General features: G+C 74.0%; 10 protein-coding genes and 1 riboswitch. Of the genes, 9 read left to right on the top strand and 1 reads right to left on the bottom strand.

The window, feature by feature from the left end; genetic code table 11:
* Positions 1-304: 304 nt before the first annotated feature.
* The 7 genes from ACZ573_RS22205 (at position 305) to ACZ573_RS22175 (ending at position 8,968) form a co-directional block, all read left to right on the top strand.
* On the top strand, positions 305-1,588 hold the full coding sequence (locus ACZ573_RS22205; protein ID WP_351154242.1) for an inorganic phosphate transporter: 1,284 nt from the start codon (positions 305-307) through the stop codon (positions 1,586-1,588).
* 31 nt (positions 1,589-1,619) lie between these two features.
* Positions 1,620-1,841, top strand: a complete 222-nt coding sequence (locus ACZ573_RS22200) for a hypothetical protein (RefSeq protein WP_030012731.1) — start codon at positions 1,620-1,622, stop codon at positions 1,839-1,841.
* Between the two features lie 134 nt (positions 1,842-1,975).
* Positions 1,976-2,130: riboswitch (cobalamin riboswitch) on the top strand.
* Between the two features lie 36 nt (positions 2,131-2,166).
* Complete coding sequence (locus ACZ573_RS22195) at positions 2,167-3,129, top strand: cobalamin biosynthesis protein (RefSeq protein ID WP_471306746.1); 963 nt, start codon at positions 2,167-2,169, stop codon at positions 3,127-3,129.
* A complete protein-coding gene (locus tag ACZ573_RS22190) occupies positions 3,126-4,685 on the top strand; it encodes a cobyric acid synthase (RefSeq protein ID WP_471306744.1) in 1,560 nt (519 codons plus the stop codon). The genes ACZ573_RS22195 and ACZ573_RS22190 overlap by 4 nt, the downstream gene beginning before the upstream one ends.
* Positions 4,686-4,803: 118 nt before the next feature.
* Positions 4,804-6,951: a putative cobaltochelatase gene (locus ACZ573_RS22185; protein ID WP_471306742.1), complete on the top strand. Its 2,148-nt coding sequence runs from the start codon at positions 4,804-4,806 to the stop codon at positions 6,949-6,951.
* Positions 6,951-7,550 carry a cob(I)yrinic acid a,c-diamide adenosyltransferase gene (cobO, locus tag ACZ573_RS22180; RefSeq protein WP_030386572.1) on the top strand — a complete coding sequence of 200 codons (600 nt, stop codon included), beginning with the start codon at positions 6,951-6,953 and terminating at the stop codon, positions 7,548-7,550. The genes ACZ573_RS22185 and cobO overlap by 1 nt, the downstream gene beginning before the upstream one ends.
* Positions 7,544-8,968, top strand: coding sequence for a cobyrinate a,c-diamide synthase (locus ACZ573_RS22175; RefSeq protein WP_471306740.1), 1,425 nt, complete (start codon positions 7,544-7,546; stop codon positions 8,966-8,968). The genes cobO and ACZ573_RS22175 overlap by 7 nt, the downstream gene beginning before the upstream one ends.
* Before the next feature lie 20 nt (positions 8,969-8,988).
* Here ACZ573_RS22175 and ACZ573_RS22170 read toward each other — a convergent pair whose 3' ends face one another.
* Entirely contained in the window at positions 8,989-9,714 is a 726-nt protein-coding gene (locus ACZ573_RS22170) for a ZIP family metal transporter (protein WP_471306738.1), read from the bottom strand.
* A gap of 137 nt (positions 9,715-9,851) precedes the next feature.
* On the opposite strand from ACZ573_RS22170, the gene cobC reads away from it, so the two are divergent.
* Positions 9,852-11,273, top strand: a complete 1,422-nt coding sequence (gene cobC, locus ACZ573_RS22165; protein WP_471306736.1) for an Rv2231c family pyridoxal phosphate-dependent protein CobC — start codon at positions 9,852-9,854, stop codon at positions 11,271-11,273.
* Positions 11,274-11,500: 227 nt separating this feature from the next.
* Positions 11,501-12,742: a CapA family protein gene (locus ACZ573_RS22160; protein ID WP_471306734.1), complete on the top strand. Its 1,242-nt coding sequence runs from the start codon at positions 11,501-11,503 to the stop codon at positions 12,740-12,742.
* Positions 12,743-12,792: the final 50 nt, after the last annotated feature.

Genomic DNA, 12,792 nt, shown 5'->3' with positions numbered 1-12,792 from the left:
AGTGTCGGGTCGGGGCCCCGGGCGGGCCACCGGAGGAGATCTCTCCGCCGCGGGCAGGGACGGGGTGATCTAGGTCTCATTCGAGGCCCGGGAAGGGGGATCGTATGCACGGCGGACCCCCTACGGAGGGGTTCATTCACCCGGCTTTGACGTGCATTAATGGCATTATCTACGCCAGAATCAGGACGAATGACCCGATCACACCCCGCGCCAGTACACCGCTCCGCCCGAGTCAGTTCATCTTCCGTTCACTCAGGTTGCCTACGGTCGCCGAGCCACTGACGTCAAACAGAAGCCTGGGTAAATGGAGCACATAACGCTTCTCCTCGGGATCGTGATCATCACCGCTCTCGTGTTCGACTTCACGAACGGTTTCCACGACACAGCCAACGCGATGGCTACCACCATCTCGACCGGCGCCCTCAAGCCCAAGACGGCGGTGGCCATGTCCGCCGTGCTCAACCTCGTCGGCGCGTTCATGTCCGTGGAGGTCGCCAAGACGATCTCCAAGGGACTGGTCAACGAGGAGGGCATCCAGCCAGAGGTGATCTTCGCCGCCCTGGTCGGAGCGATCCTCTGGAACCTCGTCACCTGGCTGGTCGGTCTCCCCTCCAGCTCCTCGCACGCCCTGATGGGCGGCCTGATCGGTGCCGCGGTCGCGTCCGCCGGCATCGGCGCGGTCAACGGCAGCGTCGTCGTGACCAAGGTCCTCATCCCCGCGATCGCCGCCCCGCTGGTGGCCGGCATCGCCGCCTACCTGGCCGCCAAGCTCACCTACAAGCTGGGTGACAAGGTCGGCGAGAAGACCTCCGCCAAGGGTTACCGCGCCGGTCAGATCGCCTCGGCCGGTCTCGTCTCCCTCGCGCACGGCACCAACGACGCGCAGAAGACGATGGGCATCATCACCCTGGCCCTCATCGCCGGCGGCGCGATCGCGCCCGACGCGAACCCGCCAGTCTGGGTCATCGTCTCCGCCGGTATGGCCATCGCGATGGGCACCTACCTGGGCGGCTGGCGCATCATCCGCACCATGGGCAGCGGCCTGACCGACCTGCACCCGCAGCAGGGCTTCGCCGCCCAGACCTCGGCCGCGTCCGTCATCCTCGCCTCCTCGAACCTGGGCTTCTCGCTCTCCACCACCCACTCGTGCTCGGGTGCGGTCATGGGTGCGGGCCTGGGCCGCAAGGGCGGTGTGGTCCGCTGGTCCACCGCGACCCGCATGTTCATCGCCTGGGGCCTGACCCTGCCGGCCGCCGCGCTGGTCTCGGCCGGTGCCGAGCTGGTCATGCGCATCGGTGACGTCGGCATCGCCGCGGTCACGCTCTTCCTGATCGGCTCCTGCCTGGCCATCTGGTTCATCTCGCGCCGCCAGGTCGTCGACCACAACAACGTCAACGAGGTGGAGCCGGCCCGCGCCGAGGAGCCGGGCGTCGTCACCACAGCGATCGCCGCGGTCACCGTCCCGCCGACCGTCGCCGCCGCCGGTACCACCGCCGCGGCGACGACCGCCGAGGTGACGGACGAAGCCCTCAAGGCCACCATCCCGGCCGCGACGCAGACCCCGGCGGCTCCGGCCGCCGCGGTCTGACCGAGACAGAGACACAAGAGGAAACCGCAGTATGAAGATCGACTGGGAAGCGCTCGGCTCCGTCTTCGGGGTCAGCCTCTTCGCGACCGTCGCCCTCGTGGCCCTCTTCACCCTGGGCCTGGTGGGCCTGTCCAAGCACGAGACCGCCACCGAGCAGGGCGGCACCGCCACCCTCGCCCGCAGCGGCGCGTACGCCTGCTTCGCGGTCATCGCCGCGGCCGTGGGCTACGGGATCTACCTGATCGTCGCCTGATCCGCCGTCCCGCGGCCGACCGGGCGTGAAGGCTCCCTCCGGGTTTGTCCCGGAGGGAGCTTTTCGCATCCCGCGCCCCCTCCCGCGCTCCTGCCGCGCCCCGGCCGCGCCGCAGGTCAACGGCGAGTTGACGGGCCTTCGGCGTGCGTGGTGGACTGCCGGAGCCAATACGGCGGCATGGAGAGGAAGTCCGGTGCGAATCCGGCGCGGTCCCGCCACTGTCACCGGAACCGCACGCCGCGCGTGCGTCCCGGGAGCCAGGAACTCTCGCCGCCGGACACGTCGAACCAGGGCGCGGACCCTGAGTGAGGACATACCTGTCACCATGCGTGCCGATCGCGTCTTCGCGTACGGCGCCACGGCGGGCCTGATCGGCGACCGGATCCTCGGGGATCCGCGCCGAGGGCACCCCGTGGCCGCCTTCGGACGGGCCGCCGCCGCCGTCGAACGCTCCCTGTGGCGCGACGACCGCGCCCGGGGCCTCCTGCACACCCTGGTGTGCGCCGGGGGCGCGGCCGCCGTCGGAGCGCTGGGCGCCCGAGCCGTGCGCTCCCGGCCCGCAGCCGTCCGTATCGCCCTGACGGCCGCCGCCACCTGGGCCGTCGTGGGCGGCACCTCCCTGGGCCGTGAGGCCCGCGCCATCGGCGGCGCGCTCGCCGCCGGGGACGTCGAGGTGGCCCGGGAGCGGCTGCCCCACCTGTGCGGACGCGACCCGCAGGCCCTGGACGGGCAGCAGATGGCCCGCGCCGTCGTGGAATCCGTCGCCGAGAACACCTCCGACGCGGTGGTCGGTGCCCTCGTGTGGGGCGCCGTCGCCGGAGTCCCCGGGCTGCTGGCCTTCCGAGCCGTGAACACCCTGGACGCGATGGTCGGCCACAAGTCCCCCCGCTACCTGCGCTACGGCTGGGCCTCCGCCCGGCTCGACGACCTGGCCGGCTGGCCGGGGGCCCGGCTGACGGCGGTCGCCGCCGTGCTGGCCGGCCCCGACCGGCGGGGCGCCGTACGGGCCTGGCGCGCGGACGCCGCCGCGCACCCGAGCCCGAACGCCGGACCCGTCGAGGCCTCCTTCGCCGGGGCGCTGGGCGTCAGACTGGGCGGAACCCTCGCGTACGGCGGCCGGGTCGAGCACCGGGCCGTCCTGAACGGCGGGGCGGGGCGGCCGGTGGAGGTCGCGGACATCGAGCGGGCGGTACGGCTGTCGCGGCAGGTGACCTGGCTGGCCCTGGGCGCCTGCGTGGCCGCCCGGCTGCTGGTCTCCCGTACGGCACGGAGAGGACGGCGCGGATGAGCGGCGCGAAGCGCGGCGGGGGTCTGCTGGTCGCGGGCACCACGTCGGACGCGGGCAAGAGCGTGGTCACGGCGGGCATCTGCCGCTGGCTGGCCCGGCAGGGTGTGAAGGTCGCGCCGTTCAAGGCGCAGAACATGTCGCTGAACTCCTTCGTGACGCTGGAGGGCGCCGAGATCGGGCGCGCCCAGGCCATGCAGGCCCAGGCGGCCCGCGTGGAGCCGACCGCGCTGATGAACCCGGTGCTGCTCAAGCCCGGTAGTGACCGCAGCAGCCAGGTGGTGCTGCTGGGCAAGCCGGTGGGCGAGATGAGCGCCCGCGGGTTCTTCGGGGGGGCTGGGGGGTCGGCCGCCGGAAAGGCGCTGCACGGCGGTCGCCAGGAGCAGCTGCTCGGCATCGTCACGGACTGCCTGGAGCAGCTGCGGGGCACGTATGACGCCGTGATCTGCGAGGGGGCGGGGAGTCCGGCCGAGATCAACCTGCGCCGGACCGACATCGTGAACATGGGGATCGCGCGGGCCGCGCGGTTCCCGGTGGTCGTGGTCGGGGACATCGACCGCGGCGGCGTCTTCGCGTCCTTCTTCGGGACGACGGCGCTGCTCTCCCCCGAGGACCAGTCCCTGATCGCGGGATACATGGTCAACAAGTTCCGCGGCGACGTGTCCCTGCTGGAGCCGGGCATGGAGATGCTCCGCGGCCTGACGGGCCGTGCCACGTACGGGGTGCTGCCGTTCCAGCACGGCCTCGGCATCGACGAGGAGGACGGCCTGCGGGTCTCCCTGCGCGGGGCGGTACGCGAGTCCGTGGTCGCTCCGCCGGTGGGCGAGGACGTACTGCGGGTCGCCGTGTGCGCGGTGCCGCTGATGTCGAACTTCACGGACGTCGACGCGCTCGCGGCGGAGCCGGGGGTCGTGGTGCGGTTCGTGGACCGGGCCGAGGAACTGGCCGACGCGGACCTGGTCGTCGTACCCGGCACCCGGGGCACGGTGAAGGCCCTTCAGTGGCTGCGCGAACGCGGGCTGGCGGACGCCCTGCTGCGGCGCGCCGCCGAGGGGCGGCCGGTCCTGGGCATCTGCGGCGGGTTCCAGGTGCTGGGCGAGCGGATCTCGGACGAGGTCGAATCGAAGGCGGGCGAGGTCGACGGCCTCGGCCTGCTCCCCGTACGCGTCCGCTTCGAGCGCGAGAAGACCCTGGCCCGGCCGGTGGGCTCGGCGCTGGGCGAGGAGGTCGCGGGCTACGAGATCCACCACGGCGTCGCCGAGGTGCTGGGCGGCGAGGCCTTCCTGGACGGCTGCCGGGTCGGGTCGGTGTGGGGCACCCACTGGCACGGATCGCTGGAGTCGGACGGCTTCCGCCGGGCGTTCCTGCGGGAGGTGGCCACGGCCGCCGGCCGCCGCTTCGTCCCGGCGCCGGACACCTCGTTCGCCGCGCTGCGGGAGGAGCAGCTGGACCTGCTCGGCGACCTGATCGAAGAACACGCCGATACGCGTGCGCTGCTCCAGCTGATCGAGAACGGCGCCCCGGCCGCCCTCCCCTTCCTTCCACCGGGCGCCCCGTGACGGGCCCGGTCCCGCACGTTCAGCCCCGCCGGCGTTCGAGGCGCGGAGTCCGGGGCGGAGCCCCGGCAACGGCGCCGCACCCCGCCACGGTCCACAGCTTCCAAGGAGTGAGCAACACATGAGCACCCCGTATCCGTTCACCGCAGTGGTCGGCCAGTCCGACCTGCGGCTGGCGCTCCTGCTCAACGCCGTGAGCCCGGCGGTCGGCGGGGTGCTCGTGCGCGGTGAGAAGGGGACCGCCAAGTCCACCGCCGTCCGCGCGCTGTCCGCACTGCTGCCGCAGGTCGACGTCGTGTCCGGCTGCCGGTTCAGCTGCGCGCCCACCGCGCCGGACCCGGCCTGCCCGGACGGTCCGCACGAGGCCGGCCCCGGCGGCGCCCGGCCCGCCCGCATGGTGGAGCTGCCCGTCGGCGCCTCCGAGGACCGGCTCGTCGGCGCCCTCGACATCGAACGGGCCCTCGCCGAGGGCGTGAAGGCGTTCGAGCCCGGGCTGCTCGCCGACGCCCACCGCGGAATCCTCTACGTCGACGAGGTCAACCTCCTCCACGACCACCTGATCGACCTGCTGCTGGACGCCGCCGCGATGGGCGCCTCGTACGTGGAGCGCGAGGGCGTCTCCGTCCGGCACGCCGCCCGCTTCCTGCTCGTCGGCACGATGAACCCCGAGGAGGGCGAGCTGCGGCCGCAGCTCCTGGACCGGTTCGGGCTCACCGTCGAGGTGGCCGCCTCCCGCGAGCCCTCCCAGCGCGTCGAGGTGGTCCGCCGCCGGCTCGCCTACGAGGACGACCCCGCGGGCTTCGCGACCCGCTGGGCCGCGGACGAGCACGAGGTCCGCGCCCGGGTGGTGGCCGCGCGGGCGCTGCTGCCGAAGGTGTCGCTCGGCGACACCGCGCTGCTGCAGATCGCGGCGACCTGCGCCGGGTTCGAGGTCGACGGGATGCGTGCCGACATCGTCATGGCCCGGACCGCGACCGCACTGGCCGCCTGGGCCGGGCGGACCGACGTCCGCAAGGAGGACGTCCGGCAGGCCGCCCTGCTGGCGCTCCCGCACCGGCGGCGCCGGAACCCCTTCGACGCGCCGGGGCTGGACGAGGACATGCTCGACCGGATCCTGGACGAGTTCCCCGACGAGGAGCCTGAACCCGAGCCCGAGCGGGAGCCGGAGCCGGACCCCGAGGGTCCCGACGACGACGGACCCGGGGACGGCGGTCCCGACGGCGGCCCGGGTGGCACGCCCCCGCAGGGCGCCGGACCGCAGGACCCGGGTGCCTCGGCCGAGACCCCCGAGGCCCCCGAGAGCGGCGAGGCCCCGGCGGAGGCCCCCGAGGCCCCGCAGCCCTCCGCCCAGGAGGCCGCCGGGCCGGAGCAGGCCGCGGTGCGTGCCGCCGAGCCGTTCCGGACCAAGATGCTCAGCGTGCCCGGTCTCGGCGAGGGCGCGTCCGGCCGCCGGTCCCGCGCCCGCACCGCCCACGGCCGCACCACCGGCGCCCAGCGCCCGCGCGGGCACCTGACGAAGCTGCACCTGACCGCCACCATCCAGGCCGCCGCCCCGCATCAGAAGGCGCGCGGCCGCGACGGGCGCGGCCTCGTGATCCGCAAGGACGATCTGCGCCAGGCCACGCGGGAGGGGCGCGAGGGCAACCTCGTCCTGTTCGTCGTCGACGCCTCCGGTTCCATGGCCGCCCGGCAGCGCATGAGCGCGGTCAAGGGCGCGGTGCTGTCCCTGCTCCTGGACGCCTACCAGCGCCGGGACAAGGTCGGTCTGATCACCTTCCGCGGCGCCACGGCCGAGCTCGCCCTGCCGCCGACCTCCTCGGTGGACGCGGCGGCGGCCAGGCTGGAGCAGCTGCCGACGGGCGGCCGCACCCCGCTGGCCGCCGGGCTGCTGAAGGCCCACGAGGTGCTGCGGATCGAGCGGCTGCGGGATCCCTCGCGCCGGCCGCTGCTCGTGGTCGTCACCGACGGGCGCGCCACCTCGGCCGGGAACGCCGGGGGCCGTACGGACAGCAGCCCGCGGGAGCTCGCCGGGCACAGCGCGCGGCTGCTGCAGGCCGGGGGCGTCGCCTCGGTGGTCGTGGACTGCGAGTCCGGGCCGGTCCGGCTGGGGCTGGCCGGCGTACTGGCCCGGGACCTCGGCGGTCCGGCCGTCACGCTCGACGGGCTGCGGGCCGACTCGCTGGCCGGGCTCGTGAAGAACGTACGTACCGCAGTGACATCCACCGCTTCACCCCACAGCAGCAGCAACAGCAACAGGAGGGCCGCGTAATGCCTCAGGGACAGCCGTCCGTCGTTCCGGACGACGGGCTCACCACGCGCCAGCGCCGCAACCGTCCGCTGGTCTTCGTCCACACCGGGCCCGGCAAGGGCAAGTCCACGGCGGCCTTCGGGCTGGCGCTGCGCGCCTGGAACCAGGGCTGGCCGATCGGGGTGTTCCAGTTCGTCAAGTCGGCGAAGTGGAAGGTCGGCGAGGAGAACGCGCTCAAGGTGCTCGGCGCCTCCGGCGAGGGCGGCTCCGTCGTCTGGCACAAGATGGGCGAGGGCTGGTCCTGGGTCCAGCGGGACGCGCAGCTCGACAACGAGCAGGCGGCCAAGGAGGGCTGGGAGCAGGTCAAGCGCGATCTGGCCGCCGAGACGCACAAGCTGTACGTGCTCGACGAGTTCGCCTACCCGATGCACTGGGGCTGGATCGACGTCGACGAGGTCATCGAGGTGCTGCGGGGCCGTCCCGGCACGCAGCACGTGGTGATCACGGGCCGCAACGCGCCGGAGAAGCTGGTGGAGTTCGCGGACCTCGTCACCGAGATGACCAAGGTCAAGCACCCGATGGACACGGGGCAGAAGGGCCAGAAGGGCATCGAGTGGTGACTTCGTACGGCTTCAACGTTCCTCGGCTCGTCATCGCCGCTCCGTCGTCCGGCAGCGGCAAGACCACCGTGGCCACGGGCCTGATGGCGGCCTTCTCGGAGCGCGGCCTCGCCGTGTCCCCGCACAAGGCCGGGCCCGACTACATCGACCCCGGCTACCACGCGCTGGCCACCGGCCGGCCGGGGCGCAACCTCGACGCCTTCATGTGCGGGCCGGAGCTGGTCGCTCCGCTGTTCGCGCACGGGGCGGCCGGGTGCGACCTGGCGGTGGTCGAGGGCGTCATGGGGCTCTACGACGGCGCCGCGGGCCGGGGTGAGCTGGCGTCGACGGCGCAGGTCGCGAAGTTGCTGCGGGCGCCGGTGGTGCTGGTGGTCGACGCCTCCTCGCAGTCGCGGTCGGTGGCGGCGCTGGTGCACGGCTTCGCGTCCTTCGACCCGCAGGTGCGGCTGGGGGGCGTGATCCTGAACAAGGTCGGCTCCGACCGGCACGAGGTGATGCTGCGGGAGGCCCTGGAGGAGGCGGGGATGCCGGTCCTCGGTGTCCTGCGGCGGGCTCCGCAGGTGGCCACGCCCTCGCGCCACCTGGGGCTGGTCCCGGTGGCCGAGCGGCACACCGACGCGCTGGCCTCGGTGTCGGCGCTGGCCGCGCAGGTCCGGGCGGGCTGCGACCTGGACGCCCTGATGGCCCTGGCCCGCACGGCCCCGCCTCTGGACTGCGAGGCGTGGTCGCCTGCTGCTGCGCTGACGCGCAGCGGGGGCGCCGCCCCAGACCCCGCTCCTCACACGCCGGAGGGGCTGGACATCCCCGGCGCGCGGCCGGTGGTCGCCGTCGCGGGCGGAGCGGCGTTCACGTTCTCCTACGCCGAGCACGCGGAGCTGCTCACCGCCGCCGGGGCGGAGGTCGTCACCTTCGACCCGCTCCGGGACGAGGCGCTCCCGCCCGGCACCTGCGGCCTGGTGATCGGCGGCGGCTTCCCGGAGATGTACGCGCCCGAACTGTCCGCCAACGAACCGCTGCGGGCGGCCGTCGCCGCCTTCGCCGCGGCCGGCGGCCCGGTCGCCGCCGAGTGCGCCGGGCTGCTGTACCTCGGCCGGTCGCTGGACGGGAAGCCCATGTGCGGGGTGCTCGACGCCGACGCGCGGATGTCGGAACGTCTCACGCTCGGCTACCGCGAGGCGGTGGCGGTGTCCGACAGCGCGCTCGCGCAGGCCGGGACCCGGCTGCGCGGGCACGAGTTCCACCGGACGGTGATCGAGCCGGGCGCCGGGGCGGCCCCGGCGTGGGGGTTCACGCACCCGGAGCGCCGGGTCGAGGGCTTCGTGCAGCAGGGTGTGCACGCGAGCTACCTGCACACGCATTGGGCGGCGGAGCCGTCCGTCGCGCGCCGTTTCACGGAAGCCGCGGCAGCACGGCGGTGACCTCCGCCCCCGGCCGGCGCTCAGTCCGCGATGCCCACCACCAGCCAGATCCCGGCCACCCCGCCCACCGTGCACATCAGCGTGGACAGGGCGGGGTGCTTGTGGTGTGCCTCGGGGAGGATCTCGGCGGACGCGAGGTACAGCAGGACGCCTCCGAAGAAGCCGAGGTACGCGCCGAGGGGTTCCTCCGGAAGGATGAACAGCACAGTGGACGCCGCGCCCACGACGGGGGCGACGGCGTCCGCGAAGAGCATCATCAGTGCCTTGCGGCGGTCGTTCCCGTAGAGGCTGGTGAGCGTGTACGTGTTGAACCCGTCGGCGAAGTCGTGGGTGATGACGGCCAGCGCCACGGCCACGCCCATCCCTCCGCCGACCTGGAAGGCCGCGCCCAGGGCCACCCCGTCGGCGAGGCTGTGGCCGACCATGGCCGCGGCCGCGGTCAGCCCGACCTGGGGGGTGCGGCCGCCGTCCTCGGCGCCGTGCGCGGCCTGGCGGACCGCCAGCAGCCGTTCCACGACGTGCGCGACGAGGAAGCCGCCGACGAAGAGCAGCAGGGCGAGGGGGACACCGAACACCTTGCCGCCCGCCGCGGTGAGGGCCTCCGGGAGCAGGTCGAGGCCCACGACGCCGAGCATCAGCCCGCCGGCCAGGCCCAGCACGAGGTGGCGGCGGTCGGTGACGCGCTGCGCCGCCCATCCGCCCGCCAGGGTCATCAGGAACGCGCCCAGCGCCACGATCACGGCCATGCGCCCCTGAATACAGACTCCTCGCCCGGTGCGCACGTCCGCGCGCGGGTGGCGGGTGTCGAAGGGTTGACGGCCGACCGGCCGGTGGTGTTCCAGTGACGGTGACGGCGACGGTGACTACGGAAGGAAGGCCCCCGGTGGGCGAGTACGCGACGCAGGTGGTGGTCGGGGTCGGCGGACGCGCGGGGGTTTCCGTCGCGGAGGTCTGCGCCCTGGTCGAGGAGACGCTGCGCGGGGCCGGGCTGGCCGTGGGGGCGGTGACGGCGCTGGCCACGGTGGAGTCGAAGGCGGGCGAGGCCGGGATCACGGGTGCGGCGGAACGTTTCGGCGTGCCCGTGGTGAGCTACCCCGCCGCCCGGCTGGCCGCCATCGCCGTGCCGCACCCCTCGGAGTCGGCACGCACCGCCACCGGAACCCCCTCGGTGGCGGAGGCCGCCGCCCTCGCGGGCGGCGGGCAACTCCTCGTGCCCAAACGGCGGTCGGTGTCGGCGACCTGCGCCGTGGCCACGGCGCACGCGCACGACCTGCGCCACCACGGGGACGCCGAAGTGATCGACGCGGGCTCGGCACTGGTGGACCTGGCGGTCAACGTACGGGCGGACACTCCCCCGGACTGGCTCAAGCAGCGGATCGCCGCCTCCCTCGGGGATCTCGCCGCATATCCCGACGGGCGGCGCGCCCGCGCGGCGGTGGCGGCCCGGCACGGGCTGCCGGTCGAGCGGGTGCTGTTGACGGCCGGGGCCGCGGAGGCCTTCGTACTGATCGCCCGGGCCCTGGAAGCCGTACGGCCGGTCGTGGTGCATCCGCAGTTCACCGAGCCGGAAGCGGCCCTGCGGGACGCGGGGCACCAGGTCGGGCGCGTGGTGCTGCGGGCGGCGGACGGCTTCACGCTGGACCCGGCGGACGTGCCCGAGGACGCGGACCTCGTGGTAATCGGCAATCCGACCAACCCGACGTCCGTCCTGCACCCGGCGGGAACCCTCTCCGCGCTGGCCCGGCCCGGCCGGATCCTGGTCGTGGACGAGGCGTTCATGGACGCCGTGCCGGGCGAGCGGGAAGCCCTGGCCGGACGGATGGACCTGCCGGGGCTGGTGGTGCTGCGGAGCCTGACCAAGACGTGGGGGCTGGCGGGGCTGCGGATCGGCTACGTGCTGGCCGAGCCCGAGGTGATCGCGAAACTGGCGGCCGCGCAGCCGTTGTGGCCGGTGTCGACCCCGGCGCTGGTGGCGGCCGAGGCCTGTGTGGCTCCGGCGGCGCTGGCCGAGGCGGAGGAGGCGGCCCGGCGGATCGCGGTGGACCGGGCGCATCTGCTGGCCGGGCTCGCGGAGTTCGACGAGGTGACGGTCGTCGGGGTGGCGGAGGGGCCGTTCGTCCTGATCCGGGTGGCGGGCGGGGCGGAGGTCCGCACCCGGCTGCGCGCCCTCGGCTTCGCCGTCCGCCGCGGGGACACCTTCCCTGGACTGGACCCCTCCTGGCTCCGGCTGGCGGTGCGCGACCGGGCGACGACGGGCCGGCTGCTCCAGGCCCTGGACCACGCCCTCGCACTGGCCGCGCGCTGACCGTGAGCCGGGTGCGCACCCGGCGTGAGCTGCGCGTGAGCCGCGTGTGAGCCGCGCGTGCCGACCGTGAGCTGCGCGCGTCGGCCTCCACCGCACCCGTCTGACCTGCGCTCCTTACCGAGCGCCGATGCCCCGGTCACCCGTTCGGCCCCCTACGATGGCCGCGGGGGCGGGGCCGGGTGAGGATCCCCGCATCGGTCATCAGTGCATGACATCGGGGGTCGGGAATGAAGGCATACGTCAGGACAGGCACGGCGCTGGCCGCGCTCGCGGTGGTGGGCGGTGGGATCTACGCCGTGCCACGGCTGCTCGACAGCGGCGCGGCGCCCGCCTCGGAGCAGCGGCTCCAGGGCGATCCCGGGCAGAGCGATCCGGCGCGGGGGAAGCCGGACGCTCCACGGGCCGCCGCCCCGGGGAAGCCGTTCACGCTGGTGGCGACCGGCGACATCATCCCGTACCCGTCGATCGTCCAGCGGTCGGCGGACGACGCGGGCAAGGCCGGGGAGTACGACTTCCGGAAGATACTCGCCGGGGTCAAACCCCTGGTGTCCGCGGCCGACCTGGCGATATGCCACCACGAGATACCGTACGGGCGCCCCGGCGGCCCCTACACCGGCTATCCCACCTTCAAGGCCCCGCACCAGTTGGCGGACGCGCTCAAGGACGCCGGGTACGACAGCTGCTCCACCGCCTCGAACCACACCCTGGACGACGGCTACGAGGGCCTCGCCCGCACCCTGGAACACCTCGACCGGGTCGGCATCCCGCACGTCGGCTCGGCCCGCAGCGCGGAGGAGGCCAAGGCCCCGGCGCTGCTCGCGGCGGGCGGCGCGAAGGTCGCCCAGCTCTCCTACACGTACGGCACGAACGGCATCCCGCTTCCCCAGGGCAAGCCGTGGGCCGTCAATCTGATCGACAAGGACCGGATCATCGCCGACGCGCGGGCCGCGCGGGCGGGGGGCGCGAACGTGGTGGTGGTCAGCGTCCACTGGGGGACCGAGTGGCAGACCGCGCCGGACGAACAGCAGAAGGCACTGGCGCAGGAGCTGACCGCCTCCCGCTCGGCCGACGGGCTCCCCGACATCGATCTGATCATCGGCACCCACAACCACGTGCCGCAGCCCTACGAGAAGATCAACGGCACCTGGGTGGTCTTCGGGATGGGCGATCAGGTCGCCAGCTTCGTACCGGCCGACAAGCTGCGCGGCAACCAGTCCTCGGTCCCCCGCTTCACCTTCTCCCCGGCGGCGGGCCGGCCGGGCCGCTGGGAGGTGGTGAAGGCCGAATACCTCACGCAGTACTCGGACATGGGGCCGCCGTTCCGCGTCGTCTGCGTCTCCTGCGCGGCCTCGGACACCTCGCTCCCGGCCGCGAAGCGGAGCGAGTACGCGCGGATCGACCAGCAGGTCACCGAGGCCGTGATGTCCCGTGGCGCGGGCGGCCAGGGACTGGAACACGCCACACGCTGAGCACGCCATCCGCCGGGCACGTCACCCGCCGGGCCCTGGGTACGTGAGCA

The sequence above is a fragment of the Streptomyces sp. NPDC040545 genome (assembly GCF_055595065.1).
The sequence above is the reverse complement of the archived record's forward strand: the minus strand, read 5'-3'. Positions and strand labels throughout refer to the sequence as shown.

Excerpts from the sequence above, each read along its gene's own strand:
- ACZ573_RS22205 (WP_351154242.1), top strand. The coding sequence starts at position 305 with ATGGAGCACATAACGCTTCTCCTCGGGATCGTGATCATCACCGCTCTC.
- ACZ573_RS22200 (WP_030012731.1), top strand. The coding sequence starts at position 1,620 with ATGAAGATCGACTGGGAAGCGCTCGGCTCCGTCTTCGGGGTCAGCCTC.
- ACZ573_RS22195 (WP_471306746.1), top strand. The coding sequence starts at position 2,167 with ATGCGTGCCGATCGCGTCTTCGCGTACGGCGCCACGGCGGGCCTGATC.
- ACZ573_RS22190 (WP_471306744.1), top strand. The coding sequence starts at position 3,126 with ATGAGCGGCGCGAAGCGCGGCGGGGGTCTGCTGGTCGCGGGCACCACG.
- ACZ573_RS22185 (WP_471306742.1), top strand. The coding sequence starts at position 4,804 with ATGAGCACCCCGTATCCGTTCACCGCAGTGGTCGGCCAGTCCGACCTG.
- cobO (WP_030386572.1), top strand. The coding sequence starts at position 6,951 with ATGCCTCAGGGACAGCCGTCCGTCGTTCCGGACGACGGGCTCACCACG.
- ACZ573_RS22170 (WP_471306738.1), bottom strand. The coding sequence starts at position 9,714 with ATGGCCGTGATCGTGGCGCTGGGCGCGTTCCTGATGACCCTGGCGGGC.
- ACZ573_RS22160 (WP_471306734.1), top strand. The coding sequence starts at position 11,501 with ATGAAGGCATACGTCAGGACAGGCACGGCGCTGGCCGCGCTCGCGGTG.